Below are 26,539 nucleotides of genomic sequence, written 5' to 3' on the forward strand. Positions count from 1 at the left end.
TGCGGATTCGCGTCGACCGGGGCAGCATGGAGACGTCGTACGAGATGACGCACGGTGTCCGGTACGAGGTCCGCGGCCCCCGCTGCCCAGGACATTCCCTCATACAGCCCAAAGCGCCCGACCGGCCTCCGGGCCTCCGTTTCTTGATGCGTCACCTCCTCCTGCCGGGTCATTCTTAACGCAAGATTGACGCCCCCGGACCACCGATCCGCGGGCCCTGACGTCACTCTCTGCATACGCTGGTGCCGCCGTCCGCGTGATGGCTTGAAACAGCTGAGCCACACACCAGGAGCACGCCGATGGTCACGACCGAGCACCCCCCCAGTCGCCTGCGCGCCTGGATGCTGGAGGGGCTGTCCGACATGGGCAAGCACGGTGGCCACACCGGACCGCACGCCGAACCGGAGCCCGCCCACAAGGGCCAGCGCTGGTGGCGCGTGATGTGCCTGACGGGTGTCGACTACTTCTCGACCCTCGGCTACCAGCCGGGCATCGCGGCCCTGGCGGCCGGTCTGCTCTCGCCCGTCGCCACCATCGTGCTCGTCATAGTCACCCTGGCGGGCGCCCTTCCGGTGTACCGCCGGGTCGCCGAGGAGAGCCCGCACGGCGAGGGTTCCATCGCCATGCTGGAGCGGCTGCTCTCCTTCTGGCAGGGCAAGCTGTTCGTGCTGACCCTGCTGGGCTTCGCGGCCACCGACTTCCTGATCACCATCACTCTCTCCGCCGCCGACGCCTCCACCCACCTGGTGGAGAACCCGCACCTCACCAGCACGCTCCACGACCACCAGATGATCATCACCCTCTTCCTGGTGGCCCTGCTGGGCGCGGTGTTCCTCAAGGGCTTCCTGGAGGCCATCGGCGTCGCCGTCGCCCTGGTCGGCATCTACCTCGCGCTCAACCTGGTCGTAGTGATCGTCGGCCTGTACCACGTCGTCACCGCCGGGCACGTGATCACCGACTGGACCACCGCCCTGACCACGGAACACGGCAATGTGTTCGTCATGATCGGCGTGGCCCTGATCGTCTTCCCGAAGCTTGCGCTCGGCCTGTCCGGCTTCGAGACCGGCGTCGCCGTCATGCCGCACGTCCAGGGCGACGCGGACGACACCGAGGAGCGCCCGACCGGCCGGATCCGGGACACCAAGAAGCTGCTGACCACCGCCGCTCTGATCATGAGCTGCTTCCTGATCGCCACCAGCTTCATCACCACGCTGCTGATCCCGGCGGACGAGTTCAAGACCGGCGGCCAGGCCAACGGCCGTGCGCTCGCGTACCTCGCGCACGAGTACCTCGGCAACGCCTTCGGCACGGTCTACGACGTCTCGACCATCGCCATCCTGTGGTTCGCGGGTGCCTCCGCCATGGCCGGCCTGCTCAACCTGATGCCGCGCTATCTGCCCCGCTACGGCATGGCCCCGCACTGGGCGCGGGCCGTCCGCCCGATGGTCATCGTCTTCACCCTGATCGCCTTCCTGGTCACCTGGATCTTCGACGCCAACGTCGACGCGCAGGGCGGCGCGTACGCCACCGGCGTGCTGGTGCTGATCAGCTCCGCGGCGATCGCGGTGACCATCGCCTCCCGCAAGGCGGGCCAGCGGGGCTGGGCCATCACGTTCGCGGTCATCTCGGTGGTGTTCCTCTACACCACCGTCGTGAACGTCATCGAGCGCCCGGACGGTGTGAAGATCGGCGCCTGTTTCATCGCGGGCATCATCCTGGTCTCGCTGCTGTCGCGGCTGGCCCGCGCCTTCGAGCTGCGCGTGACCAGCGTGACGATGGATCCGATGGCGGAACGTTTCGTCAGGGATATGGCCAGCCGCAAGATGCGGTTCATCGCCAACGAGCCCGACCGGCGCGACAAGGCCGAGTACCGCGACAAGGTCGAGCAGATCCGGGCCGACAACGAGATGCCCGAGCAGGAGGACTTCGTCTTCGTCGAGGTCACGGTGACCGACCCCTCCGAGTTCGAGGCGTGCCTGACCGTGCGCGGCGAGGTCCTGCACAACCGCTACCGCGTCCTGACCGTGGAGTCCGCCTCCATCCCCAACGCGCTGGCCGCGCTCCTCCTCCACGCCCGCGACATGACCGGCTGCACCCCGCACATCTACTTCGAGTGGACCGAGGGCAACCCGTTCGCCAACTTCCTGCGCTTCTTCCTCTTCGGCCAGGGTGAGGTCGCCCCGGTCACCCGTGAGGTGCTGCGCGAGGCGGAGCCCGACCGCGACCGGCGCCCGCGCGTGCACACCGGCTGAGACCTGCACCGCCGCCGATGACCGGCGAACAACAGGACCGGCGCGCACCGGCCCGGGCGAACCCCTGGGCCGGCGCCCCGGCCCGGGAGAAACACAGGGCCCGTCTGAGGCGGGGGAATCGCAACGTCCGGGGTTGATCACTAGACCCGGGGGAACCACAGAGCCCGCGAGACCCGCGGAGGCACCCCGGGCCGTACGGCCGCACGCGTCTCGGCCCGTCGCCGTCCTCCCGCCGAACGGCCGCCGCGACGGCCCCACGTCCACCCATCCCGTGCCGTGGCCCTATCGTGACCTGCATGCAGTCCTACACGATCGGCCAGGCCGCACGGCTTCTCGGCGTGAGCCCGGACACCGCCCGCCGCTGGGCCGACGCCGGCCGGATGACCACCCATCGCGACGAGGCCGGGCGCCGCCTCATCGACGGCAAGGACCTCGCCGCGTTCTCGGTCGAGCTGGCCAAGGGGGGCAACGTCGAGGAGGACGCCTCCTACACCTCGGTCCGCAACGCCTTCCCGGGCATCGTCACCGCCATCAAGCTCGGTGACGTCGCCGCCCAGGTGGAGATCCAGGCGGGCCCGCACCGTCTGGTGTCACTGCTGACCCGGGAGGCCGTGGAGGAACTGGGTCTGGAGGTCGGGATGGAGGCCACCGCGCGGGTGAAGTCCACCAACGTGCACATCGACCGCGTCTGACCCGGCACGTTCACCGGCACACTCACCGCCACGTTCAGCGGCACCTTCACCGGCACCTTCACCGGCACTCCCACCATCACGTTCACCGGCACAGCAGCGCCGCCCACAGGTCGAGCCGGTCGCTCAGCCGGGACAGATCCCGCCCGGTGAAGTGCTCGATGCGCTGAATCCGGTAGTGCACGGTGTTGACGTGCAGGTGCAGGGCCTGCGCGGTACGCGCCCACGACCCGTCGCAGGCGAGGAACGTCTCCAGGGTGCTCAGCAGTACGGCGGTGCCGGCGCGGTCGGCGTCCAGCAGCGGGCCGAGGACCGTACGGCTGTAGGCGGCGCGGACGTCGGCCGGCACACCGGTGAGCAGGGTGTCGAGGCCGGTCAGGGCGGTGGCGTCGGTGAGGCGGGAGGCGTCCGGCGCGGTGGTACGGGCCGAGGTCAGCGCATAACGGGCCTGGGCCAGCGCCCCGCCCAGCCCCTCGGGACCGGCAGCCGTCCCGGTGCCACCGTGCAGGGTCACGCCGGACACGGAGTCGGCGACCAGCGCCCAGACCTCGTCCAGGAGTCCGTCGGGCACGCCGGCCAGCACCGCGAACGCGCACCCGTCCGGCAGCGCCCCCACGACCGGGGCACCCGCCACGGCCTCCGCCGCCCCGAGCCCGGCAGCGCCTCCGTCATCCGCCGCCTCCGGCGTCACGTCACCCGCGCCCGGCCCGGACCGCTTCACCCCTCCCGCAGCTCCCGGCCCGGACCGCCTCAGGTCTCCCACCACACCGAGCCCGGACCGCTTCGCGTCTCCCGCCGCACCGGGCCCGGCCTCCGCCACCACATGCCCGGCCACCTCCGCCAGCGCCGCCTCGGAGGCCCCTGGCGGACGCCGCCCGGCATCGGCGACGACCACCCGGTACGGCCCGGCCTCCGGGACTCCGCACCGGCGCAGCGCGGCCTCCACCTCCCCGGCCCCCGGATCCGGCGCGGCGAGCAGGGCGCCCAGCTCGTCCGCGGCCCGGCGCTCGGCCGGCCGGCGCCGGACGGCGGCCTCCTGGCAGTGGCTCAGGACCGTGGCGACCTCGTGCAGCATGCGCGGCGGGGCGCTGTCCGGGTCGGGCAGGTAGAGCAGCCAGCGCTCGTAGGGCGAGGCGCTGTCGGACTCGACGGACACGGTCACGCCGGTACCGTCCGCCATGAGCGCGACCGCCTGCCGCGCGGCGACACGCGGGGCGCCCGGCGTGGCCGCGACGGTCCGCCCCGAGGGCGTGAACACATGGGCGGCGACCGGTTCGAGGTGGGCGAAGGCGGCGGCGAGGAGGCCGTCGGGCCCGGTCTCCTGGGAGAGGAGCCGGCTGAGCCGTACCCGCGCGTTCTCCGGCAGCGCGTGCTGGAGCAGCGCATGACGGCGGCTCAGCTCGCCCCACTGCCGCAGGTACACCGTGTCGGTGATCGCCCGGAACATGATGTGCGCCGGCACCCCGGCCACCGGCACCCCGTGCCGCACGCATGCCTCGACCAGGTCGTCCGGCACGTTCCCGTGCGTCTCCTCGCCCGCGAGCAGCGCCGCGGCCCCCGCCCCCTTCAGCGCGGATACGAACCGTTCCGCCTTGCCCGTGCCGCCGTCCGGCGACCACCACACCAGCCCGCTGAGCACGACCTCCCCGGGCCGTACGAACCGGGCCGGGTCCTCCAGGTCCGTCACGGTCACACCGCTGATTTCACGCCTCAGCAGAGCGTCCTCCGCCCACAGCAGGCGCAGCCCGAGGGAAGCGTCCCCCAGGAGGTGTTCGACGTGCATGTGCTGGCTCCTCGTACGGCTGCCGGGCGGCGGACAGAACGCCCGGCCTCTCGCATTCACGAGGTGAGTACGAGAGAAAACATCGTAAATGCAAGCCGCAGGGAGTGGAATGCTTCCTGGTTGATCCTCCAGTACGGGCACCGGGGACGTCGGAGTTTCCGTGCTCCGCACCAGTCGTCCGGGCGGGGTACGCGTTGGTTCACTTCAAGCCATGGACCTGAACACGGTGACCGGCATACGCGATGCCCGGCAGCCTGCGCCCTGGCGGCCCGGCGACGCCTGGCTGGGCGGCGGGACGTATCTGTTCTCCGAGCCCCAGCCGCATCTGCGGCGCCTGGTCGACCTGAGCCGCATGGGCTGGACACCCGTGCAGCAGCTGCCGGACGGCTCGCTGGAGATCGCCGCCACCTGCACCATCGCCCAGCTCTCCCGCCACGCACGGACGCTGCCGGCTCCCGCGGCGCCCCTGTTCGAGCAGTGCTGCCGCGCGTTCCTGGCCTCGTTCAAGATCTGGAACATGGCGACGGTCGGCGGAAACCTGTGCAACGGCCTGCCCGCGGGCCCGATGATCTCCCTCACGGCGGCCCTCGACGGTTCCTGCCTGCTCATCGCCCAGGACGGCGCCCGGCGCCAGGTCCACGTCACCCGGTTCGTCACCGGCGCGGGCCGCAAGGACCTCGCCGAGGGCGAACTGCTGCGCTCGGTGACCCTGCCGGCCCGCGCCCTGGGCTGCCGTACCGCGTTCCGGCAGGCCTCCCTGTACGGGCTCGGCCGCTCCGGGGTCCTCGTGATCGGCACGCTCGACCCGCTCGACCACTCCGTCGCCGTCACCGTGACCGCCGCGACGGTCCGCCCGGTGCGGCTGTGGTTCCCGCTGCCGCCGACGGCCGGGGATCTGCGGGCGGCGATCGAGGCGGCGGTCGCGGACGACGAGTGGTTCGACGACATCCACGGGCTGCCCGCGTGGCGGCGCCACATGACCTTCCGGCTGGCGGAGGAGATCCGCCGGGAGCTGGCGAAGGAGTCGCGATGAACGTCGAGATCAACGGACGGTCCTTCGGGGACGAGCCCCGCCCCGGCCAGTGCCTGCGCACCTACCTGCGCGAACGCGGCTGGTTCGGGGTGAAGAAGGGCTGCGACGCGGGTGACTGCGGCGCCTGCACGGTCCACGTCGACGGCGCGCCCGTGCACAGCTGTCTGTACCCGGCCTTCCGGGCCGACGGCCACAGCGTCACCACGGTCGAGGGCCTGGCCTCCCCGGACGGCGAACTCCACCCCGTCCAGCAGAAGTTCCTCGACGCCCAGGGCTTCCAGTGCGGCTTCTGCACGGCCGGCTTCCTGATGACCACGGCGGCCCTCGACGAGGACAAACTGGCCGACCTGCCGCGGGCGTTCAAGGGCAACCTGTGCCGCTGCACCGGCTACCGTGCCATCGAGGACGCCGTGCGCGGGGTCAAGAACACCGAGGAACCGGCGCCGGGCGAGTCCGTCGGCCGCAGCCTGCCCGCACCGGCCGGCCCCCAGGTCGTCACCGGCACCGCCCGGTACACGTTCGACATCGACGTGCCCGGCCTGCTGCACATGAAGCTGCTGCGTTCCCCGCACGCCCACGCCCGCATCCTGGCGATCGACACCTCCGCCGCCCTGCGCGTCCCCGGCGTCCAGGCCGTGTTCACCCATCACGACGCCCCCGAGCGGCACTTCTCCACCGCCCGTCACGAGCACCCCACGGAGGACCCGGACGACACCCGGGTCCTGGACGACACCGTGCGCTACATCGGTCAGCGCGTGGCGGCGGTCGTCGCCGACAGCGAGGCGGCCGCCGAGGAGGGCTGCCGCCGCATCGAGGTGACGTACGAGGTGCTGCCCGCCGTCCTCGACCCCGAGGAGGCCATGCGGCCGGGGGCTCCGGTCGTCCACGACAAGGACGCGGCCACCGCCCGGATCTCCCGCCCCGAGGCCAACGTCGTCGGCGAGGCACACGGCGAGATCGGCGACGTGGCGGCCGGCTTCGCCGAGGCGGACGTCGTCTACGACGAGACCTTCCGCACCCAGCGCGTCCAGCACGCCAGCCTGGAGACGCACGGCGCGGTCGCCTGGATCGACGAGGACGGCCGGCTGAGCGTGCGCACCAGCTCCCAGACCCCGTTCCTCACCCGGCGCGCCCTGTGCGCCCTCTACGACCTGCCCGAGGATCAGGTCCGGGTGGTCGCGGGCCGGGTGGGCGGCGGATTCGGCGGCAAGCAGGAGATGCTGGTCGAGGACATCGTGGCGCTGGCCGTACTGGAGCTGCGCCGGCCGGTGAAGCTGGAGTACACCCGCGCCGAGCAGTTCTACGGCGCGACCACCCGCCACCCCTTCACGATCCGGGTGAAGGCGGGCGCCCGCCGCGACGGCACCCTGACCGCCCTCCAGCTGCGCGTGGTCGCGAACACGGGCGCCTACGGCAATCACGGCCCGGCCGTGATGTTCCACAGCGTCGGCGAGTCCATGGCGGTCTACCGCGCCGCGCACAAGAAGGTCGACGCCTTCTCGGTGTACACGCACACCGTCCCGGCGGGTGCCTTCCGCGGCTACGGCCTCGGCCAGGTGCTGTTCGCGGTGGAGTCCGCGCTGGACGAGCTGGCCCGCCGACTCGGTCTGGACCCGCTGGAGTTCAAGGCGCGCAACATCATCGGCCCCGACGACCCGATGCTCACGCCCGGCGGCCACGAGGAGGACCTGCACATCGCGAGCTACGGCCTCGACCAGTGTGTGGGCATCGTCCGCCGGGCGCAGGCGCAGCCGCCCGCCGAACCCGTCCCGGACGGCTGGCTGGTCGGCGAGGGCGCGGCCCTGGCGATGATCGCGACCGGCCCGCCCGGCGGCCACATCGCCGACGCCAAGGCCGCCCTGCTGTCCGGCGGCACCTTCGATCTGGCCGTCGGAACGGCCGAGTTCGGCAACGGCACCACGACCGTGCACAAGCAGATCGCGGCCGGTGAACTCGCCACCACCGTCGACCGGATCACCATCCGCCAGTCCGACACGGACGTCGTGCGGCACGACACCGGTGCCTTCGCCTCCACCGGCACGGTGGTCGCCGGCAAGGCCACCCTGCGCGCCTCCCGCGCCCTCGCCGACCAGCTGCTCGACTTCGCCGCCGCCCATCTCGGCACGGCCCGCGAGCACTGCCGGCTGGCGGAGGAGGCGGTGCTGCACCCGGGCGGCCGGCTCCTGCTGAAGGAGGTGTACGCCGCCGCCCGCGCGGTCGGCCTGGACCTTGCCGCCGACGGGCACTTCGGCGGCACCCCGCGCTCGGTCGCCTTCAACGCGCACTGGTTCCGGGTGGCGGTCGACCCCGGCACCGGGGCGATCCGCATCCTGCGCAGCGTGCACGCCGCCGACGCGGGCAAGGTGATGAACCCGATGCAGTGCAGGGGGCAGGTCGAGGGCGGGGTCACCCAGGCGCTCGGCGCCACGCTCTTCGAACAGGTACGGCTGGACGAGCGGGGCGCGGTGGACACGGCCGCCTTCCGCCGCTACCGGCTCCCCCAGTACGCGGACGTGCCGCGTACCGAGGTGCACTTCATGGAAACCGCCGACGCGATCGGACCGCTGGGCGCCAAGTCGATGAGCGAGAGCCCGTTCAATCCGGTCGCCCCGGCCCTGGCCAACGCCGTGCGGGATGCGACCGGCGTGCGGTTCACGGAGCTGCCGCTGACGCGCGACCGGGTGTGGCTGGCGCTGGACGGCCGGGACGGCAGCCCCCGGCCACCCGGATCGCGGTGATCCCGCTGCCGGTGGCGGGACCGTACCCGTGCCGGAGAGCCGTACAAACGCACATGCCAACCGCACGTCCCATGTATGCAGCTCATGCAATGTGACAGGAGACTTACACCTGGCACATGCGGCAGTATCATCGCCGAACGGCCGGAAACCGGCTGTGGCAGGGCGCGACCGATGTTCCAAGATCCTGAGGAGTAGATCCGTGATGACCCGTTCCGTGCGCCGGACCCGCCGAATGCTGCAGCTGGCCGGGGCGGGAGCCGCCGCCCTGATGGCACTCAGCGCCTGCTCCTCCTCCGACGACTCCTCGACGAAGTCGGACAAGTCGGACTCCTCGTCCTCCGCCTCCCCCAAGCTCTCCGGCGACATCAACGTGTTCGCCGCCGCCTCCCTCAAGGAGAGCTTCACGACCCTGGGCAAGCAGTTCGAGAAGGAGCACCCCGGCACCAAGGTCAACTTCAACTTCGGCGGCAGCGACACGCTCGCCGCGAGCATCACCAGCGGTGCCCCGGCGGACGTCTTCGCCGCCGCCAGCCCCAAGACGATGAAGATCGTGACCGACAAGCAGGACGCGGTCGGCACCCCGGCCACCTTCGTCCGCAACCAGCTGGAGATCGCCACCCTGCCGGGCAACCCCGACAAGGTGGCCTCCCTGAAGGACCTCACCAAGTCCGGTCTGAAGGTCGTCCTGTGCGACAAGACCGTGCCGTGCGGCGCCGCCGCGCAGAAGGCGCTGGACGCCAGCAGCCTCAAGCTCACCCCGGTCTCCTACGAGCAGGACGTCAAGTCCGCCCTCAACAAGGTGGTGCTGAAGGAGGCCGACGCCGCGGTGGTCTACAAGACCGATGTGAAGGCGGCGGGCGGCAAGGTGGAGGGCGTGGAGTTCCCCGAGTCGGCCAAGGCCATCAACGACTACCCGATCGCCCAGCTGAAGGACGCCAAGAACGCCCAGGCGGCCAAGGAGTTCATTGCGCTGGTGCAGTCCGCCGAGGGCCAGCAGGTCCTGAGCCAGGCCGGGTTCCTCAAGCCGTGACCTCGCTCGACAAGCCCGGCGCCGCGGCCGACCCCCGCACGGGTGGGCCGCGGCGCCGTCGCGTCCGGACGGCACGGCACGGAGCGCCCCTCCCGTTGCTCGTGCCGGGCCTGGCGGCCCTGGCGTTCCTGCTGCTGCCGCTGATCGCCCTGCTCGTCCGCGCTCCCTGGCGCAGCCTGCCGGACCTGCTGACCAGCGCCGAGGTGTGGCAGGCGCTCCAGCTGTCCCTCATCAGCGCCACGGCCGCGACCGCCGTCAGCCTCGTGCTCGGCGTACCGCTGGCCTGGCTGCTGGCCCGTACGGAGTTTCCCGGCCGGGGCCTGGTCCGCGCTCTGGTGACCCTGCCCCTGGTGCTCCCGCCGGTGGTCGGCGGTGTGGCTCTGCTGCTCGCCCTGGGCCGCAACGGAGTCGTCGGCAAGTGGCTCGACTCCTGGTTCGGGATCACCTTGCCGTTCACCACCACGGGGGTCGTCATCGCGGAGGCGTTCGTCGCGATGCCGTTCCTGGTCATCAGCGTCGAGGGCACCCTGCGTGCCGCCGATCCGCGCTTCGAGGAGGCGGCCACCACGCTGGGGGCCTCCCGCTTCACCGCCTTCCGCCGGGTCACCCTGCCGCTGATCGCCCCCGGCATCGCCGCGGGCGCCGTCCTGGCCTGGGCCCGTGCGCTCGGCGAGTTCGGGGCCACGATCACCTTCGCCGGGAACTTCCCCGGCCGCACCCAGACCATGCCCCTCGCGGTCTACCTCGCCCTGCAGAACGACCCCGACGCGGCCATCGCCCTCAGCCTGGTCCTGCTGGCCGTGTCCATCGCCGTACTGGCGGGACTGCGCGACCGGTGGCTGACCGGCTCCTGACGGCCGGACGCGCATGGGGGACCATCGGACGTGTACGACGGCACACCGCCCCGCCGACCACGCTGTACGACCAGACCACGCCCCCGACGAGACCCCGCTGGACGTTCCCTTCATGACCGACATCGACGCCCCCGAGGCGGACCTCGCGCCCAAGGCCGTGGGCGAGCAGGGGCTGGACGCCCACCTCGTCGTGGTCCAGGGCTCCTTCCGGCTCGACGTCCGGCTGGCCGCCGCACCCGGGGACGTCGTCGCGCTCCTCGGTCCGAACGGCGCCGGCAAGACCACCGCGCTGCGCGCCCTCGCCGGTCTGGTCCCCCTCAGCGACGGCCATCTGCGGCTGGACGGCGCCTCCCTGGAACACATCCCGCCGGAGTCCCGCCCGGTCGGCGTCGTGTTCCAGGACTATCTGCTCTTCCCGCACCTGTCCGCCCTGGACAACGTGGCCTTCGGGCCGCGCTGCCAGGGCTCCACCAAGGCCGAGGCCCGCGCGCAGGCCGCGGCCTGGCTGGACCGGATGGGCCTCGCCGAGCACGCCGGCGCCAAGCCCCGCCGTCTCTCCGGCGGCCAGGCCCAGCGCGTAGCGCTCGCCCGCGCGCTCGCCACCCGGCCCCGGCTGCTGCTCCTGGACGAGCCGCTCGCGGCCCTGGACGCCCGCACCCGGCTGGAGGTGCGCGCCCAGCTCCGCCGCCATCTGGCCGAGTTCGAGGCGGTCGCCGTTCTGGTCACACACGATCCGCTCGACGCCATGGTGCTCGCCGACCGGCTGGTGGTCGTCGAGCACGGCCGGGTCGTCCAGGAGGGCGCTCCGTCCGAGATCGCCCGCCGCCCGCGTACCGACTACATCGCCCAGCTGGTCGGCCTCAACCTCTACCGGGGAGTGGCCGAGGGGCACACCGTACGACTCGGGGCGGGGCCGTCGATCACGACCACGGAGGACCTGACCGGGCCGGTCTTCGTGGCGTTCCCGCCGGTCGCCGTCACCCTCTTCCGGGACCGGCCCACCGGCAGCAGCGCCCGCAACCTGTGGCGCTGTGAGGTCGCGGGGCTCGAGACCCACGGCGACCAGATCCGCGCCGACCTCACCGGCGAGCTGTCCCTGGCCGCCGATCTCACCACGGTTGCCGCGGCCGAGCTGGACCTGCACCCGGGCGCAGCTGTCTGGGCGACGGTGAAGGCGACCCAGACGCACGCATACCCTGCCTGAACGGACACGCGCTCTACCGTGGGTGCCCATGACACTGAGCATCCGCAACCAGCTCCCCGGCACCGTCACCGAGGTCCGCCCCGGCGAGGTCATGGCCACGGTCAGGCTCCGTCTGGACGGCGGGCAGGAGCTCATGGCGGCCATCACCACGGAGGCCGTCGAGCAGCTCGGCCTCGCCCCGGACTCGCGTGTCCGCGCGCTGGTGAAGTCGACGGAGATCTCCCTCGCCACGAGCGGGGTCGACGGCGTGTCCATCCGCAACCGGCTGCCCGGCGCGATCGTCCATCTCGTCCTCGGCGGAGCCATGGCCTCCGTGAAGATCTCCGTGGCCGGCGGCGAACTCACGGCGGTGATCACCAAGGACGCCGCCGAGGCCCTCGGCCTCTTCGTGGGCTCGGACGTGATCGCGCTGATCAAGTCGACCGAAGTCGCGCTGGCAACGGCGTAGAGCATGCGTGAGGGCCCCCGCCCGTGCCCGGACGGGGGCCCTCACGCACTCACTCAGTCCTCGTACGCGTCCAGCGGCGGGCAGGAGCAGACCAGGTTGCGGTCGCCGAAGGCCTGGTCGATGCGGCGCACCGGCGGCCAGTACTTGTCGGCGGCCGAGACCCCGGCCGGGAAGACGGCCTCCTCGCGGGTGTAGGCGTGCTTCCACTCACCGCCGAGCGCGGCGGCGGTGTGCGGCGCGCCGGCCAGCGGGTTGTCCTCGGCGGGCCACTCGCCGGAGCCGACCTTCTCGATCTCGGCGCGAACGGCGATCATCGCGTCGCAGAAACGGTCCAGCTCGGCCAGGTCCTCGGACTCGGTCGGCTCGATCATCAGCGTGCCGGCCACCGGGAAGGACATGGTCGGCGCGTGGAAGCCGTAGTCGATGAGCCGCTTGGCGACATCGTCCACGCTCACGCCGGTCGCCTTGGTCAGCGGGCGCAGGTCGATGATGCACTCGTGCGCGACCAGGTTGCCGGGGCCGGTGTAGAGCACCGGGTAGTGCGGCTCCAGGCGCTTGGCGATGTAGTTCGCGGAGAGCACGGCCACCTGGGTGGCGCGCTTGAGGCCCTCGCCGCCCATCAGACGGACGTACGCCCACGAGATGGGCAGGATGCCCGCGCTGCCCCACGGCGCCGCCGAGATCGGGCCGACGCCCGTCTCCGGACCGGCCGCCGGCTGCAGCGGGTGGTTGGGCAGGTACGGCGCCAGGTGCGCGCGGACCGCGACCGGGCCGACGCCGGGGCCGCCGCCGCCGTGCGGGATGCAGAAGGTCTTGTGCAGGTTCAGGTGCGAGACGTCACCGCCGAAGTGGCCCGGCTTGGCGAGGCCGACCAGGGCGTTGAGGTTGGCGCCGTCGACGTACACCTGGCCGCCCGCCTCGTGCACCTGGGCGCAGATGTCGGCGACGTGCTCCTCGAAGACGCCGTGCGTCGACGGGTACGTGATCATCAGCACCGCCAGCTCGTCGCGGTGCTGCTCGATCTTGGCCCGCAGGTCCTCGACGTCGATCTCGCCGTCCTCGGCGGTCTTCACGACGACGACCTTCATCCCGGCCATCACGGCGCTGGCGGCGTTGGTGCCGTGCGCGGAGGACGGGATCAGGCACACCGTGCGCTGCTCGTCGCCGTTGGCCCGGTGGTAGCCGCGCACGGCCAGCAGACCGGCCAGCTCGCCCTGCGAACCCGCGTTCGGCTGGAGCGAGACCTTGTCGTAGCCGGTGACCTCGGCGAGACGCTCCTCCAGCTCGCGGATGAGCGTGAGGTAGCCCTCGGCCTGCTCGGCGGGGACGAAGGGGTGCAGCTGGCCGAACTCGGGCCAGGTGACCGGCTCCATCTCGGTGGTCGCGTTGAGCTTCATGGTGCAGGAGCCCAGCGGGATCATGCCGCGGTCGAGCGCGTAGTCGCGGTCGGCGAGCTTGCGCAGGTAGCGCAGCATCGCGGTCTCGGAGCGGTGGTCGTGGAAGACCGGGTGGGCGAGGAAGTCGTCGGAGCGGAGCAGGCCCTCGGGCAGGGTGTCCGCGGCCGTCACGTCCAGCGCCTCGATGTCGCCCGCGACACCGAAGGCGGCGAAGACGGCGTCCAGCTGGGCGCGGTTGGTGGTCTCGTCGCAGGCGAGGGAGACGTGGTCGGCGTCGACCAGGCGCAGGTTGACACCGCCCGCGCAGGCCGCGGCGACGATCTCGGCGGCCTTGCCGGGCACGCGCGCGGTGAGGGTGTCGAAGTAGGCGCCGTGGACGATCTCGACACCGCCGGCCTTCAGGCCCTCGGCGAGGATCGTGGCGTAGCGGTGGGTGCGGCGGGCGATGGCCCGCAGGCCCTCGGGGCCGTGGTAGACGGCGTACATGCCGGCCATCACGGCGAGCAGCACCTGCGCCGTGCAGATGTTGCTGGTGGCTTTCTCGCGGCGGATGTGCTGCTCACGGGTCTGCAGCGCGAGGCGGTAGGCCTTGTGCCCGTCGGCGTCGACGGAGACGCCGACGAGACGGCCGGGCAGGCTGCGCGCGAACTTCTCGTGCACCGCCATGTAGCCCGCGTGCGGCCCGCCGAAGCCCATCGGCACACCGAAGCGCTGGGTGGTGCCCACGGCGATGTCCGCGCCCAGCTCGCCCGGCGAGGTCAGCAGGGTGAGCGCGAGCAGGTCGGCGGCGACGGTGACGAGGGCGCCCAGCTCGTGCGCCTGGTCGATGACCGGCTTGAGGTCGCGTACGGCGCCGGAGGCGCCCGGGTACTGGATCAGCACGCCGTTGATCTCGCGCGCGGCGATGTCGGCCGGAATGCCGTCGCTGAGGTCGGCCACGACGACCTCGACACCGGTCGGCTCCGCACGCGTCTCGATGACGGCGATGGTCTGCGGCAGCGCGTCCGCGTCGACCAGGAAGATGCCCTTCTTGTTCTTGCCCATGCGCCGGGACAGCGACATCGCCTCGGCGGCCGCGGTGCCCTCGTCCAGCAGGGAGGCGCCGGAGGTGGGCAGGCCGGTGAGCTCGGCGACCATCGTCTGGAAGTTCAGCAGGGCCTCCAGGCGGCCCTGAGAGATCTCCGGCTGGTACGGCGTGTAGGCCGTGTACCAGGACGGGTTCTCCATGACGTTGCGCAGGATGACCGGCGGGGTGAAGGTGCCGTGGTAGCCGAGCCCGATCATCGAGCCGAGGACCTGGTTGCGGTCGGCGAGCGAGCGCAGCTCGGCGAGCACCTCGGCCTCGGTGCGGGCGCCCGGCAGGTCCAGGGCGTCCGCGTTCTTGATCACGTCCGGGACCGCGGCGGCGGTCAGCTCGTCGAGCGAGCCGTAGCCGACGTGCGCGAGCATCTTGGCCCGCGCCTCCTGGTCGGGCCCGATGTGGCGCTGTTCGAAGGGGATGCCCGCTTCGAGCTCGGAGAGCGGAATGCGATGGGCGGTCATTGCGGAGGCCTCCTGGTCTGACGCGACCTTCGAGGGGCACCACGGCGCGGTTACCCCGACGGCCTCCCCCTCTGTCATCTCAACCTGAGAGTTTCACCGGGCGCCCGTGGGTCCCGGCTTTCACCGTCGGTGAGGGCGGGTGCCGTCGACACTCGCCCTGCTTTCCAGAGTGACCTCGTCCGTGCGGTACGTGAGCCTGAGAGATTCCGGGGAGGATTTGCTCCTTCGGCGCCTCCGAGGTGGTCGGAGGACTCTCCCGCACGGGGTCAGCAGCCGCTGTCAGCGTACCAGCGAGGTCAACGCCCGAGCCCTCGAGTGGCCGCCTCCTTGAATGTGCTCTTTTGTAGTGCTTACGGATGAGTTGCGACCAAGTGGAGGGAGAGGGACCGTGCAGACCGACATCGATCCGCGCAACCTGATCGGCCGCAAGGCGTTCGACCGCAGTGGCACCAAGATCGGCACCGTCGACGAGGTGTACCTCGACGACGCGACGGGAGTGCCGGAGTGGGCGGCCATACGCACCGGCCTGTTCTCCCGGGACGCCTTCGTCCCCCTGGAGCCGAGCGAACTGGTCGAGGGCGCCCTCCAGGTCCCCTACGACCGCGCGCTCATCAAGGACGCCCCCGACTTCGGCGTGGGCCGTCACCTCTCTCCCGAGCAGGAACTCCAGCTCTACCACCACTACGGCCTGGACGTGGCCCCGCCACCCCTCCCGGACCACGACTTCGGCAAACTGGCAGGCACCGAGGAAACCTGAGATCCCCCCACGACCGCCCCTCCAGGGGCAGCGGGAAGCTGCGCAAACACCACAACGAACCCCACCCCACACACGAACCAGCACCCCCGCCCCCAGGGGCGCGGGGAGCTGCGCAAAACCACAGCCAACCCGCACCCCACACACCAACCAGCACCCCCACCCACCCCAGGGGCGCGAGGAACCGCGCAAAACCACAGCCAACCCGCACCCCGCAGCGAACGGGACTACAGCTCGGCGTCCACCCCACCCGGCACCAACGGCAGCGGCTCCGCCAACTCCAGCTCAGGGTCCTCCACCCGAAACGTACGCACCCGCCCCGGCCCGGACTGCGGCGTCTCGAAGCGCACGGTGACCCGCCCCAGGCCACTGCCCTGCACCCAGCCGTGCCCGTACTCGGCATGCCGCACATCGTGCCCGGCACGCCAGTGCCGCTCCGCGGGCTCCGGCTGCTCAACGGCCTCGGGCACGGCCTCCTCCGGCGCCTGCGCGGATGCGGACCGCTCGCCCGCCGCCTGCGCGAACAGGTCCTCCTGGGTGTAGTCGGCGAGCCCGGAGACCCCCACACCGAGCAGCCGCACCCCGCCCGTGGTGTCGACGGACTCCAGCAGCCGCGCCGCCGCCTCCCGGATCACCGCGGGGTCGTCCGTGGGGCCCCTGAGCGTCTCGGAGCGGGTCAGCGTCGAGAAGTCGTATCGTCGCACCTTCAGCACGATGGTCCGCCCGGACAGTCCCGCCTCGCGCAGCCGGCGCACGCACCGGTCGGCGAGCCGCTGCACCTCCAGCCCCACCCTCAGCCGGTCGTGGATGTCCACGTCATAGGTGTCCTCGACCGATACCGACTTGGTCTCCCGCTCGGCCACCACGGGCCGGTCGTCACGCGCCAGCGCCATGGCGTGCAGCGCATGCCCGTGCGCCTTGCCCAGCAGCCGTACGAGTTCGTCCTCGCCCGCCTCGGCCAGCTCCTCGACCGTGGTGATCCCGGCCCGCCGCAAGTGGTCCCCGGTGGCCGGTCCGATACCGGGCAGGGTCCGCACCGGCAGGGGTCCCAGCAGCGCCCGCTCGGTCCCGGGCTCGATGAGCACGAGTCCGTCGGGCTTGGCCTGCTCCGAGGCGATCTTCGCGAGCATCTTGGAGGCGGCCAGCCCCACCGACCCCGTGAGGCCCGTGAGTGCCCGTATGTCGCCGCGCAGCCTGACTCCGACCAGGCGGGCCGACTCCTCGTCCCAGGCGGCTCCTGTGGCCTCCAGATCCACGAACGCCTCGTCCAGGCTCAGCGGCTCCACCAGCGGCGAGAGCTCCTGCAGCAGCGCCATCACCTGCTCGCTGACCGACCGGTACAGGGCGAAGCGCGGCACCAGGTAGGCGGCGTTCGGCGCCAGCCGACGGGCCTGGGCCATCGGCATCGCCGAATGGACTCCGAACACCCGTGCCTCGTAGGACGCCGTGGCCACCACCCCGCGCGGCCCCAGTCCGCCCACGACGACGGCCTTCCCACGCAGGCTCGGCTTGGATGCCTGCTCCACCGAGGCGTAGAAGGCATCCATGTCGAGATGCAGGATCGTGGGCGCGTTTCTCACATCTCCGATGCTGCACCACGCCACTGACAATGGACCGGCACGGAGCGGCCCGGAACAGGGCTCCGACGCCCGGACGGCCCCATGAGGGCGGCAGCCGCGTTCAGGACGCTCCGGGTGCGGGCCCCGCGTTCAGGACGCCCCGGGTGCGGGCCCCGCGTTCAGACGGCCCGGTTGCGGCGCCGTGCCAGTTCGTCGGCGGGATTGTGCCCGACCAGCGTCTCACCGGTGTCGATGCGCTCGCCGTGCAGCTGGGAGAGCGCGCTTTCCACGTCCCGCCAGACCACGCCGACGGCGATCCCGAAGATGCCCTGACCGCCCTGGAGCAGGGCGTGGACCTCGTCGGGCGAGGTGCACTCGTACACCGTGGCACCGTCGCTCATGAGGGTCATCCGCTCCAGGTCGCGGAAACCGCGTTCCCTGAGGTGCTGCACGGTCGTGCGGATGTTCTGCAGCGAGACCCCGGTGTCCAGGAACCGCTTCACGATCTTCAGGACGACGATGTCCCGGAAGCTGTAGAGGCGCTGGGTGCCCGACCCGTAGGCGGGCCGCACGCTGGGCTCGACGAGACCGGTGCGGGCCCAGTAGTCGAGCTGCCGGTAGGTGATGCCGGCGGCCGCGCAGGCCGTGGGCCCGCGGTAGCCGATCTCTTCGGACGTCATCGCCGCCGCCCCTCCGCCGTTCGGCACCGCCGTCGGTCGCTGCTGGGCGTGATCGGCCGCGCTGCTGTGAAGCGGGTACGGACCACTGTCCCCGAGACCGCGTCCGGGGGCACCCCCAACCGTACCGTCGCCGCTGGTTCTCACGCCGACCTCCGTCCTTGACCTGCCTTCTCGACGGTAGGCAGTCACCAGGGGTGCGTCAACGATCGCCACACTCGGCACGCCGAGTGATAATCACCCCAGGAGTGGTTTCCCGTGCCCCACCGCGGGGAAAGGCTAGCCGAATGCTTTCGCGGGAGACCGTAGGACGCTCTCAATGGCCGGTGGCAATTGCCATGGCGCCGGAGGCGTCGACGTACCGCCGTCCGGCCGGTCACGGCCCCTCGGACCGCCCGGCCGGACCCGCCTCACTGACTGCTGGTGCCGAAGTCCTCGGGCGAGATCTGGTCGAGGAACTCGCGGAACTTCTCCACCTCGTCCTCCTGCTCGTCCGGAATCGCGATGCCGGCGTCGTCCAGCACCGTGTCGCTGCCGTAGATCGGCGTTCCGGTCCGCAGGGCGAGCGCTATGGCGTCGGAGGGACGGGCACTCACCTCGACCCCGCTGGCGAAGACCAGCTCCGCATAGAAGACGCCCTCACGCAGATCCGTGATGCGTACTTCGGTCAGCTCCTGGCCGACGGCCTCCAGCACGTCCTTGAACAGGTCGTGGGTCAGCGGTCGCGCGGGGGCCATGCCCTGCTGGGCGAAGGCGATCGCCGTCGCCTCCCCCGGCCCGATCCAGATGGGGAGGTAACGGTCGCCTCCCACTTCGCGCAGGAGCACGATCGGTTGGTTGGAGGGCATTTCGACCCGGACACCTACGACATCGAGCTCGTTCACACAGCAACCCTAGGCCGTGCCCGGGACGTTTGGGTAGTCGGGCCGGGAACAGGTGCCCGATCCGGCCGACCGCTCGCCCCGCCGCTCAGGGCAGCCGTACGCCCAGTGCGGTCTGTACCAGTGCAGCGTGCAGCTTCACCGTGAGCTGCGCCAGCTCCTTCGTACGGTCCTCTGCGTGGGCCCTGGTCTGCGGGTTGCGGTGACGCTTGAGGGGGGCCACCACCTGGTCCACGAGCCCCGCCTCACGGTCGGCCGCGGCCTTCATCACCCGCAGGTGGCGCGGCTCGATCCCGAACCGGCCCAGCTCGGCGACGAGCGCGACCACGGTGACGGCCTCGGCGTCGTACGCACCGTCCTCCAGGGGAGCGACGAGCCCGTACGACGCCCACTCCTCGAGTTCACCCTCGTCGATGCCGGCGGCGGCCAGCAGCTCGGCCCTGCCGACCCGGGCGACCGTGGGCCGCTCGGCCGGCTCCGGCGCCTCCGCCCCGGTGCGCTGGCGGCCCACCACGGGCAGCTGGACGGCCTCGCCCCGCTCCATGGCCGCCAGGTGCTCGCGGATCACCTTGAGCGGCAGATAGTGGTCCCGCTGCATCCTCAGGACGTGACCGAGGCGCTCGACGTCCCCGGCACTGAACTTGCGGTACCCCGACGGGGTCCGCCGCGGCTCGATGAGCCCCTCCGACTCCAGGAAGCGGATCTTGGAGATGGTGACTTCGGGGAACTCGTCGCGCAGCGCGTTCAGCACCGTGCCGATGCTCATCAGCCCACTGTCCGCGGCGGCGGCACCGCTTCGGGCACCGCCGCTCGGTGTTTGAAGCATGGACCTTCCCTGGGGTCCCCCGGACGGGATCCGGGGGGTCAGATGCCCTGCCGGCTCGCGTAGAAGACCAGCCGGTACTTGCCGATCTGCACCTCGTCACCGTTCGAGAGAGGGACCTGGTCGATCCGCTCACGGTTGACGTACGTACCGTTCAGGCTGCCGACGTCGGCCACCGTGAACGAGCCGTCCGGGGAGCGCCGGAATTCCACGTGGCGCCGCGAGACCGTGACGTCGTCCAGGAAGATGTCGCTCTGCGGATGGCGGCCGGCCGTGGTCAGGTCGCTGTCCAGCAGGAAGCGGCTGCCCGAGTTCGGCCCCCGGCGCACCACCAGCAGCGCCGAGCCCAGCGGCAGCGCGTCGACCGCGGCCTGCGCCTCGGGCGAGAGCATCGGCACCTGGGTCTGCCCGGTCACCTCGGCGTCGTAGGCCTCGAGACCCGAGATGGAGATCGTGGACGTCGTCTCCGAGGCGCGCTCCGGCGCCACCCCGGCGCGCAGCGGCGCGCCGCAGTTGGAGCAGAACCGGGCGCTCTCCGCGTTGCGGTTACCGCACCTCGTACATACCAGGACCGACATGGACGGATCCTCCTGCCGCGACTGTCCCGACGGGGCATTGGACGCGTACGGGCCGGAGGCAAACCCTCCACCCGCACCTGAGGTTGACGGTTGCCCGAAACCTATGCCGCCGGACTGTGCAGGGTCAACAGACGCCGCGCCCTGACCTCCGGAAATGTCACCGCCCGGACCAGCGACCTGGTCACGGAACAGCGGGCGCTGACCCTCTGCGTCAGGCTGTGCGCGATGGCGAGCGGTCGCATTGTCGCTGCCCTCTCGCGCGCTCTTGCCGAACAACTTCGCAAACAACTTCACGGGCGATTCCCCTTGACCGAAACAGACCCGCCCGTGGGGCAGGACGAACCCTGATTGCCTACACCGGCCGACCCGGACATTCTCACAACGTCCGTATCCGCCAAACAGTTTCCACCACGCACCGCCCCTTCGGTGCGCCGACCCCCCGCAACCTCATGCCCCTGCCGGACGTCCCCCATGCACCACCGGTTCACTGGGAGGACGACCGAGCGTAGTCAGGCTGCTTCGCCTGTCGCAAGGCGTCCACAACGATCTTGCTCGACCGCTCCACGGTCACCGTGGCCTGCTCCTTCTCCAGCGTCTGCACCACTCCGCCCGGAATGTTCAACGCCGGCTCGAGATCCTGCGGCTTGCCGATGACCTGGAAACGATAGGGGGCGTCGATCTTGTTCCCGTCGACGCTCACACTCTTCTCCGAGTCGGTGAAGTAGGTGCTTGCGACCACGCGTACCCCATTGACCTGGATCGCCTCGGCACCGGCCGCGCGCAGCTCCTGGATCGCGTCGAGCAGCATGTCCGCTTTGACCGTCCCCTTCGTGTCCTGGATCGTCATGGTGATGCCGGGACCCTGCGCCGCCACGGTGCCCGCCAGGATGCCGAGTTGTCTCTTCTTCTCGGCGGTCTGCTTGCGTGCCTCCGCGGCCTGGTCGGAGCTGCTCTGCAGTTCCGACCGCTGCTTTTCGAGTCCCTGCTTCTCGTCCTCAAGACGCTGAGTGCGCGAATCCAGTTCATCGAGAATGCGAACAAGATCTTCCTGACGTGCGCCGCGCAGCGCGCTGTCGCTGTCGCTGTTCGACGCCACCTGCACCGCCAGCCCGAAACCGAGCCCGAACAGCAGCAGGGCGACGATGAGTTGGGCCCGGGTGAGGCGCAGCGGCCACAGCCCCTTGACCAGCCGCTCGCGCCCGGTGAGCTGCGGCTCACCGCTCTCGGCGGGGGCCGGTGCGGACTCGGCCGCCGAAGCCGGCACCTCGTCGGGCAGTTCCTTGCGCAGCCTGTTCTCCGGCTGCTCCTCCTGGTTGCTCATCGCTCTCACGCCCGGAAGACGTGCCGCCGGATCGCCGCGGCGTTGGAGAAGATCCGGATGCCCAGGACCACGACGACACCGGTGGACAGCTGCGCGCCCACACCCAACTTGTCCCCCAGGAACACGATCAGCGCGGCCACGACCACGTTGGACAGGAACGACACCACGAAGACCTTGTCGTCGAAGATGCCGTCGAGCATGGCCCGCAGACCGCCGAACACGGCGTCCAGCGCCGCCACGACGGCGATCGGAAGGTACGGCTCGACGACCGCCGGAACCTCGGGCCGGACCAACAGGCCGGCCACGACTCCCACGACGAGGCCCAGTACGGCGATCACGATGTGCCCTTCTCAGATGTCTCGGCGTTCGGCTGTGCTGTGCGTACGATCACACTCGGTGCGGCGGGCAACCGGACGTCGCCCTGCGCGGAGATGCTGGCCCGGATCCCGTAGTTCTGCTCCAGGGCGTGCAGGTACAACCCGTCGGCACTGTTCTGGAACCTGGTGCTCAGCCGTTCCCCGTCCCCCACCGCCAGCACCGTGTACGGCGGCACCAGCGGCCTGTTGTCGACCAGTATCGCGTCACCCGCGGCCCTGACCGCGGACAGGGCCGTCAGCCGCTGCCCGTTGATCGACACGGCCTCGGCCCCGGAGGTCCACAGTCCGTTGACCACGCGCTGCATGTCCCGGTCACGCACCCGCCCGGTGTCGGAGAAACCGGAGGTCTCGCGCGGGTTGGTGCCGTCGCCGCCGGTGCTGGCCTCCTTGGCGTCGTTCACGACGAGCTTGACCCCGGGACCGTGCACCTCGGTGGCGCCCGACAGGACACTCACCAGATCCGCCTCGGCACCGGCGCCGCTCTTCTTCAGAGCCGCCCGCTGCCGTGCGCTCACGTCGTCACGCAACGTGTCGACACTGCTCTCCAGCTTGTCCGCGCTCGCGGTCTCCCGGTCGATGCGGTCGATGAGCTCCTGGCGCTCCTTGGCCACCACGGGTGCCGCGACACGCGCCTGCGCCGCCCCCACGGTCACGACCAGCGCCGCGAGCACCAGCCCGGCCGCCAGGCCCAGCTTCGCCCTCAGGGTCTTGGGCAGCCCGCCTTCCCCCTGGGACTTCCTCCGGGCGGCAGCCTCGGCGTACCCGTCGTCGAGGCTGTGGTCCATGACGTTGGTGATCAACGACATGGAGGCGTCCGGACGCTGCGGCCGCGGGGGGCTGCTCCGAACGGGGGGTTGCTGCGGCATGCCGCACATCGTCGCATGTCGCGAGCAGTACCTCCGAATGGCCCCACCGGCGTGCCGGACAGGCCCCCCGGAGGACACTTGTCCGGCACGCGTGTGTGCCAGTGGTTCGGGCCGTCCGGCCTGCCTGCCCTACCGCCCTGCGCTGTCCACCACGGCGGACCACTCGTCCAGCAGGGCCTGCGCCCCGGCGTCGTCGGGACCCTCGGCCCACAGGTGGGTGACGGCCTCCGCCGGGTCGGGCAGCACCATCACCCAGCGGCCGTCGGTCTCCACGACCCGCACACCGTCGGTCGTGTCGACAAAGCGATCCCCGGCCGCCTCGACGACACGCCGCATCACCAGGCCCTTGACGGCCCACGGGGTCGCCAGGTCCCGCTTGAGGACGTGCGCCCGCGGAATCCGCGCGTCGATCTGGCTCAGCGTGAGCTGCGTACGCGCCACCAGCCCGATCAGCCGTACGAAGGCCGCCGTCCCGTCATAGACGCTGCTGAACTCGGGGACGATGAAGCCGCCCTTGCCGTCGCCGCCGAAGATGGTGGCCTCTTCACGCCCCACACGCGTGAGGTCGTCGGGAGAGGTGGTGGTCCATTCGACCTGTGTGCCGTGATAGGCGGCCACCTGTTCGGCGATCCGGGTGGTGGTCACCGGCAGCGCCACCCTGCCGCTGCGCCGCTCGGCCGCCACCAGGTCCAGCATCACCAGCAGCGCCCGGTCGTCCTCGATGATCCGGCCCTTCTCGTCCACGAGCGACAGCCGCTCGCCCACGGGGTCGAACCGGACGCCGAACGCGGCCCTCGAGGACGCCACTATCTCGCCGAGCCGCATCAGCCCGTTGCGGCGCATCTCCTCGGTCTCCGTGGGCCTGGCCTCGTCGAGACCGGGATTGACGGTCAGCGAGTCCACACCGAGCTTGCCGAGAAGGCTCGGCAGGACGAGGCCGGCGCTGCCGTTGGAGGCGTCCACGACGACCTTCAGACCCGACTCCGCGATCCCGGTGGTGTCGACGTTCCTCAGCAGCGAGCCGGTGTACGAGTCGAAGACGCTCGCCGGGAAGTACAGATCGCCGATCTCCCCGGGGAACGCCCTGCGGTACTCCTGCCGCGCGAACACCCGGTCGAGCTTGCGCTGACCGCCCTGCGACAGATCCGCGCCCTGCCCGTCGAAGAACATGATGTCGACGGAGTCCGGCACACCCGGCGAGGTACGGATCATGATGCCGCCGGCACTGCCTCGCGCGGTCTGCTGCCGCGCCACGGGCAACGGCACGTTCTCCAGGTCGCGTACGTCGATGGCGCTGGCCTGGAGCGCCGAGATGACGGCCCGCTTGAGCGCACGGGCGCCCCGCGAGTGATCGCGGGCCGTGGTGACCGTGGCACCCTTCTTCAGCGTGGTCGCATAGGCGCCGGCCAGCCGCACGGCCAGTTCGGGTGTGATCTCCACGTTCAGGATGCCGGACACACCTCGGGCGCCGAAGAGTTGCGCCTGCCCTCTGGACTCCCAGATGACCGAGGTGTTGACGAAGGCACCGGCCTCGATGGTCTTGAACGGGTAGACCCGGACATTGCCCTGAACGATCGATTCTTCACCGATCAGGCACTCATCACCGATGACCGCCCCGTCCTCGATCCGGGCAGCCCGCATGATGTCGGTGTTCTTGCCCACGACACAGCCGCGCAGATTGCTGTGCTGGCCGACATACACGTTGTCGTGCACGACGGCGCGGTGCAGAAAGGCACCGCTCTTGACGACGACGTTGGACCCCACGACGGTGTGCTCGCGGATTTCCGCGCCGGCCTCCACCTTGGCGTAGTCGCCGATGTAGAGCGGTCCGCGCAGTACGGCATCCGGATGCACCTCGGCACCCTCCGCCACCCAGACGCCCGGGGAGATCTCGAACCCGTCGATGTCGACGTTGACCTTGCCCTCCAGGACGTCGGCCTGCGCCTTCACATAACTCTCGTGGGTGCCGACGTCCTCCCAGTAGCCCTCGGCGATATAGCCGTAGATGGGCTTGCCTTCCTTCATCAGCTGTGGGAAGACGTCTCCGGACCAGTCGACGGGCACATCGGGCTCGACGTAGTCGAAGACTTCGGGCTCCATGACATAAATGCCGGTGTTGACCGTGTCGGAGAAGACCTGACCCCAGGTCGGCTTCTCGAGGAATCGCTCGACCTTGCCTTCCTCGTCGACGATCGTGATGCCGAACTCCAGCGGATTGGGCACCCGGGTGAGACAGACCGTGACGAGTGCGCCCTTCTCCTTGTGGAAATCGATCAGGTCGGTGAGGTCGAAGTCGGTCAGGGCGTCACCGGAGATGACGAGGAAGGCGTCGTCCTTCAACGCCTCTTCGGCGTTCTTGACGCTTCCGGCGGTACCGAGCGGCTTCTCCTCGTTGGCATATGTGAGCTCCATTCCGAGCTCTTCGCCGTCGCCGAAGTAGTTCTTGACGAGCGATGCCAGGAACTGCACGGTGACAACGGTCTCGTTGAGCCCATGCCTTTTGAGCAGCCGCAGCACGTGCTCCATGATCGGGCGGTTCACCACCGGCAGGAGCGGCTTGGGCATGCTGGAGGTCATAGGGCGAAGGCGTGTGCCTTCGCCACCGGCCATCACGACGGCCTTCATGTCGGAAGCGTCCTCCTAAAGAGACGACGGTCTAGCCGACTTCACCCGTCATGATTGTCCCGCAGATGTGGACAGCGGGCCATCGGGCCACCATGTCCGGACAATCAACGAGCTCAATCGGCCGCGGCGTCCGCACGAACCAGACGGCGGACCTGTACCACGTAGAGCACTCCTGCCCACCAGTAGAGGGTTGTACCCCACACTGCGAACGCCCATCCGAAAATGGCAGCGAGTGACGCGATCCATCCCTTTCCGTCACTGAGGAGCAGGAGAGGGAAGGCGTACATCAGGTTGAAGGTCGCGGCCTTGCCCAGGAAGTTCACCTGCGGGGGCGGATAGCCGTGACGCCTGAGGATGCCCACCATCACCAGCAGGACCAGCTCTCTCACCAGCAGGAGGCCGGTCAGCCAGAGCGGCAGGATCTCGCGCCAGGTGAGGCCCACCAGCGTGGACAGAACGTACAGCCGGTCGGCGGCGGGGTCGAGGAGCCGGCCGAGGCTGCTGATCTGGTTCCAGCGCCTGGCGAGCTTGCCGTCCAGGTAGTCACTGATCCCGCTGAAGGCCAGCACGAGGAGGGCCCAGCCATCGCTGTTGGGACCCCCGAACTCCGGCCTGAGGATCAGCCAGAGGAAGAGGGGTACGCCGACGAGCCGCGCCATGCTGAGGATGTTGGGGATGGTGAGGACCCGGTCTGTCTGGACACGGGTCTCCTGGACCTCCACCCGGGGGCCTCCTGTGCGAAAACGAGCCAACGATGCCCCCTGACCCTACCTCAACGCAAAAAAGCTCCGGCCCCTGGGCTGTATGCCCAAGGGCCGGAGCTGTAAAAGAAGTTCGGCGGCGTCCTACTCTCCCACAGGGTCCCCCCTGCAGTACCATCGGCGCTGTGAGGCTTAGCTTCCGGGTTCGGAATGTAACCGGGCGTTTCCCTCACGCTATGACCACCGAAACACTATGAAACTGAACGCCGCACCACGTGTGGCAACGTGGGGCTGTTCGTGGTTTCAGAACCAACACAGTGGACGCGAGCAACTGAGGACAAGCCCTCGGCCTATTAGTACCAGTCAACTCCACCCGTTACCAGGCTTCCATATCTGGCCTATCAACC

At 70.5% G+C, this 26,539-nt stretch carries 21 protein-coding genes, 1 rRNA gene and 1 riboswitch; of the genes, 9 read left to right on the forward strand and 13 right to left on the reverse strand.

Annotation, left to right across the window (positions count from 1 at the left end):
- The first annotated feature begins 299 nt into the window (after nt 1-299).
- Together ACZ7P3_RS13275 and ACZ7P3_RS13280 are read left to right on the forward strand one after the other, a co-directional pair.
- Nucleotides 300-2,252 (forward strand): APC family permease, encoded by a 1,953-nt coding sequence (locus tag ACZ7P3_RS13275; RefSeq protein ID WP_472081014.1) that lies wholly within the window; start codon nt 300-302, stop codon nt 2,250-2,252.
- A 296-nt stretch (nt 2,253-2,548) separates the two neighbouring features.
- A complete protein-coding gene (locus tag ACZ7P3_RS13280) occupies nt 2,549-2,944 on the forward strand; it encodes a TOBE domain-containing protein (RefSeq protein WP_472081015.1) in 396 nt (131 codons plus the stop codon).
- A gap of 82 nt (nt 2,945-3,026) precedes the next feature.
- On the opposite strand, the gene ACZ7P3_RS13285 is transcribed toward ACZ7P3_RS13280, so the two are convergent.
- On the reverse strand, nt 3,027-4,724 hold the full coding sequence (locus ACZ7P3_RS13285; RefSeq protein ID WP_472081016.1) for a helix-turn-helix domain-containing protein: 1,698 nt from the start codon (nt 4,722-4,724) through the stop codon (nt 3,027-3,029).
- A gap of 211 nt (nt 4,725-4,935) precedes the next feature.
- Here ACZ7P3_RS13285 and ACZ7P3_RS13290 point away from each other — a divergent pair, with 211 nt between their 5' ends.
- From ACZ7P3_RS13290 to ACZ7P3_RS13315, 6 genes are all read left to right on the forward strand, one after another.
- Nucleotides 4,936-5,757, forward strand: a complete 822-nt coding sequence (locus tag ACZ7P3_RS13290) for an FAD binding domain-containing protein (RefSeq protein ID WP_472081017.1) — start codon at nt 4,936-4,938, stop codon at nt 5,755-5,757.
- The gene (locus ACZ7P3_RS13295; RefSeq protein ID WP_472081018.1) at nt 5,754-8,495 is read left to right on the forward strand and encodes a molybdopterin-dependent oxidoreductase; all 2,742 of its coding nucleotides are present in this window, start codon (nt 5,754-5,756) and stop codon (nt 8,493-8,495) included. Before ACZ7P3_RS13290 ends, ACZ7P3_RS13295 begins: the two co-directional genes overlap by 4 nt.
- A 202-nt stretch (nt 8,496-8,697) precedes the next feature.
- Complete coding sequence (gene modA, locus ACZ7P3_RS13300; RefSeq protein WP_472081019.1) at nt 8,698-9,525, forward strand: molybdate ABC transporter substrate-binding protein; 828 nt, start codon at nt 8,698-8,700, stop codon at nt 9,523-9,525.
- On the forward strand, nt 9,522-10,379 hold the full coding sequence (modB, locus tag ACZ7P3_RS13305) for a molybdate ABC transporter permease subunit (protein ID WP_472081020.1): 858 nt from the start codon (nt 9,522-9,524) through the stop codon (nt 10,377-10,379). The genes modA and modB overlap by 4 nt, the downstream gene beginning before the upstream one ends.
- Nucleotides 10,380-10,491: 112 nt before the next feature.
- A complete protein-coding gene (locus ACZ7P3_RS13310; RefSeq protein WP_472081021.1) occupies nt 10,492-11,583 on the forward strand; it encodes an ABC transporter ATP-binding protein in 1,092 nt (363 codons plus the stop codon).
- Nucleotides 11,584-11,611: 28 nt separating this feature from the next.
- Nucleotides 11,612-12,031 carry a TOBE domain-containing protein gene (locus ACZ7P3_RS13315; protein ID WP_472081022.1) on the forward strand — a complete coding sequence of 140 codons (420 nt, stop codon included), beginning with the start codon at nt 11,612-11,614 and terminating at the stop codon, nt 12,029-12,031.
- A gap of 53 nt (nt 12,032-12,084) precedes the next feature.
- Here the strand turns inward: ACZ7P3_RS13315 and gcvP are convergent, their stop codons facing one another.
- Entirely contained in the window at nt 12,085-14,970 is a 2,886-nt protein-coding gene (gene gcvP, locus ACZ7P3_RS13320; protein WP_472081023.1) for an aminomethyl-transferring glycine dehydrogenase, read from the reverse strand.
- Nucleotides 14,971-15,144: 174 nt separating this feature from the next.
- Nucleotides 15,145-15,239, reverse strand: a riboswitch (glycine riboswitch).
- Nucleotides 15,240-15,358: 119 nt separating this feature from the next.
- On the opposite strand from gcvP, the gene ACZ7P3_RS13325 reads away from it, so the two are divergent.
- Nucleotides 15,359-15,727 carry a PRC-barrel domain-containing protein gene (locus ACZ7P3_RS13325; protein ID WP_472081024.1) on the forward strand — a complete coding sequence of 123 codons (369 nt, stop codon included), beginning with the start codon at nt 15,359-15,361 and terminating at the stop codon, nt 15,725-15,727.
- Nucleotides 15,728-15,951: 224 nt separating this feature from the next.
- On the opposite strand, the gene ACZ7P3_RS13330 is transcribed toward ACZ7P3_RS13325, so the two are convergent.
- From ACZ7P3_RS13330 to rrf, 11 genes are all read right to left on the reverse strand, one after another.
- Nucleotides 15,952-17,304, reverse strand: coding sequence for a DNA polymerase IV (locus ACZ7P3_RS13330; RefSeq protein ID WP_472081025.1), 1,353 nt, complete (start codon nt 17,302-17,304; stop codon nt 15,952-15,954).
- A 158-nt stretch (nt 17,305-17,462) separates the two neighbouring features.
- Entirely contained in the window at nt 17,463-18,107 is a 645-nt protein-coding gene (locus ACZ7P3_RS13335; RefSeq protein ID WP_472081026.1) for a MerR family transcriptional regulator, read from the reverse strand.
- 263 nt (nt 18,108-18,370) lie between these two features.
- Nucleotides 18,371-18,844, reverse strand: coding sequence for a bifunctional nuclease family protein (locus ACZ7P3_RS13340; RefSeq protein ID WP_026253112.1), 474 nt, complete (start codon nt 18,842-18,844; stop codon nt 18,371-18,373).
- Nucleotides 18,845-18,929: 85 nt separating this feature from the next.
- Complete coding sequence (ftsR, locus tag ACZ7P3_RS13345; RefSeq protein ID WP_472081027.1) at nt 18,930-19,667, reverse strand: transcriptional regulator FtsR; 738 nt, start codon at nt 19,665-19,667, stop codon at nt 18,930-18,932.
- Between the two features lie 38 nt (nt 19,668-19,705).
- The gene (locus ACZ7P3_RS13350; protein WP_472081028.1) at nt 19,706-20,536 is read right to left on the reverse strand and encodes an FHA domain-containing protein; all 831 of its coding nucleotides are present in this window, start codon (nt 20,534-20,536) and stop codon (nt 19,706-19,708) included.
- Nucleotides 20,537-20,726: 190 nt separating this feature from the next.
- Nucleotides 20,727-21,563, reverse strand: coding sequence for a DUF881 domain-containing protein (locus tag ACZ7P3_RS13355; protein WP_472081029.1), 837 nt, complete (start codon nt 21,561-21,563; stop codon nt 20,727-20,729).
- A 5-nt stretch (nt 21,564-21,568) separates the two neighbouring features.
- Nucleotides 21,569-21,901 carry a small basic family protein gene (locus ACZ7P3_RS13360; protein WP_003988855.1) on the reverse strand — a complete coding sequence of 111 codons (333 nt, stop codon included), beginning with the start codon at nt 21,899-21,901 and terminating at the stop codon, nt 21,569-21,571.
- Nucleotides 21,898-22,815, reverse strand: coding sequence for a DUF881 domain-containing protein (locus ACZ7P3_RS13365; protein ID WP_472081030.1), 918 nt, complete (start codon nt 22,813-22,815; stop codon nt 21,898-21,900). The genes ACZ7P3_RS13360 and ACZ7P3_RS13365 overlap by 4 nt, the downstream gene beginning before the upstream one ends.
- Nucleotides 22,816-22,935: 120 nt before the next feature.
- Nucleotides 22,936-25,431, reverse strand: a complete 2,496-nt coding sequence (locus ACZ7P3_RS13370) for a sugar phosphate nucleotidyltransferase (RefSeq protein ID WP_472081031.1) — start codon at nt 25,429-25,431, stop codon at nt 22,936-22,938.
- Nucleotides 25,432-25,544: 113 nt separating this feature from the next.
- Nucleotides 25,545-26,153 carry a CDP-alcohol phosphatidyltransferase family protein gene (locus ACZ7P3_RS13375; protein WP_472081032.1) on the reverse strand — a complete coding sequence of 203 codons (609 nt, stop codon included), beginning with the start codon at nt 26,151-26,153 and terminating at the stop codon, nt 25,545-25,547.
- A 110-nt stretch (nt 26,154-26,263) separates the two neighbouring features.
- Nucleotides 26,264-26,380: ribosomal RNA gene (rrf, locus tag ACZ7P3_RS13380) — 5S ribosomal RNA — on the reverse strand.
- Nucleotides 26,381-26,539: the final 159 nt, after the last annotated feature.

It is taken from the genome of Streptomyces sp. NPDC107581 (assembly GCF_055657175.1).

What these genes read in the sequence shown, in the direction of transcription:
- ACZ7P3_RS13365 (WP_472081030.1), bottom strand. Translation starts at nt 22,815, where the DNA reads ATGTGCGGCATGCCGCAGCAACCCCCCGTTCGGAGCAGCCCCCCGCGG.
- ftsR (WP_472081027.1), bottom strand. Translation starts at nt 19,667, where the DNA reads ATGCTTCAAACACCGAGCGGCGGTGCCCGAAGCGGTGCCGCCGCCGCG.
- ACZ7P3_RS13315 (WP_472081022.1), top strand. Translation starts at nt 11,612, where the DNA reads ATGACACTGAGCATCCGCAACCAGCTCCCCGGCACCGTCACCGAGGTC.
- ACZ7P3_RS13275 (WP_472081014.1), top strand. Translation starts at nt 300, where the DNA reads ATGGTCACGACCGAGCACCCCCCCAGTCGCCTGCGCGCCTGGATGCTG.
- ACZ7P3_RS13370 (WP_472081031.1), bottom strand. Translation starts at nt 25,431, where the DNA reads ATGAAGGCCGTCGTGATGGCCGGTGGCGAAGGCACACGCCTTCGCCCT.
- modA (WP_472081019.1), top strand. Translation starts at nt 8,698, where the DNA reads ATGACCCGTTCCGTGCGCCGGACCCGCCGAATGCTGCAGCTGGCCGGG.
- ACZ7P3_RS13295 (WP_472081018.1), top strand. Translation starts at nt 5,754, where the DNA reads ATGAACGTCGAGATCAACGGACGGTCCTTCGGGGACGAGCCCCGCCCC.
- gcvP (WP_472081023.1), bottom strand. Translation starts at nt 14,970, where the DNA reads ATGACCGCCCATCGCATTCCGCTCTCCGAGCTCGAAGCGGGCATCCCC.
- ACZ7P3_RS13280 (WP_472081015.1), top strand. Translation starts at nt 2,549, where the DNA reads ATGCAGTCCTACACGATCGGCCAGGCCGCACGGCTTCTCGGCGTGAGC.
- ACZ7P3_RS13355 (WP_472081029.1), bottom strand. Translation starts at nt 21,563, where the DNA reads ATGAGCAACCAGGAGGAGCAGCCGGAGAACAGGCTGCGCAAGGAACTG.
- ACZ7P3_RS13285 (WP_472081016.1), bottom strand. Translation starts at nt 4,724, where the DNA reads ATGCACGTCGAACACCTCCTGGGGGACGCTTCCCTCGGGCTGCGCCTG.
- ACZ7P3_RS13290 (WP_472081017.1), top strand. Translation starts at nt 4,936, where the DNA reads ATGGACCTGAACACGGTGACCGGCATACGCGATGCCCGGCAGCCTGCG.
- ACZ7P3_RS13310 (WP_472081021.1), top strand. Translation starts at nt 10,492, where the DNA reads ATGACCGACATCGACGCCCCCGAGGCGGACCTCGCGCCCAAGGCCGTG.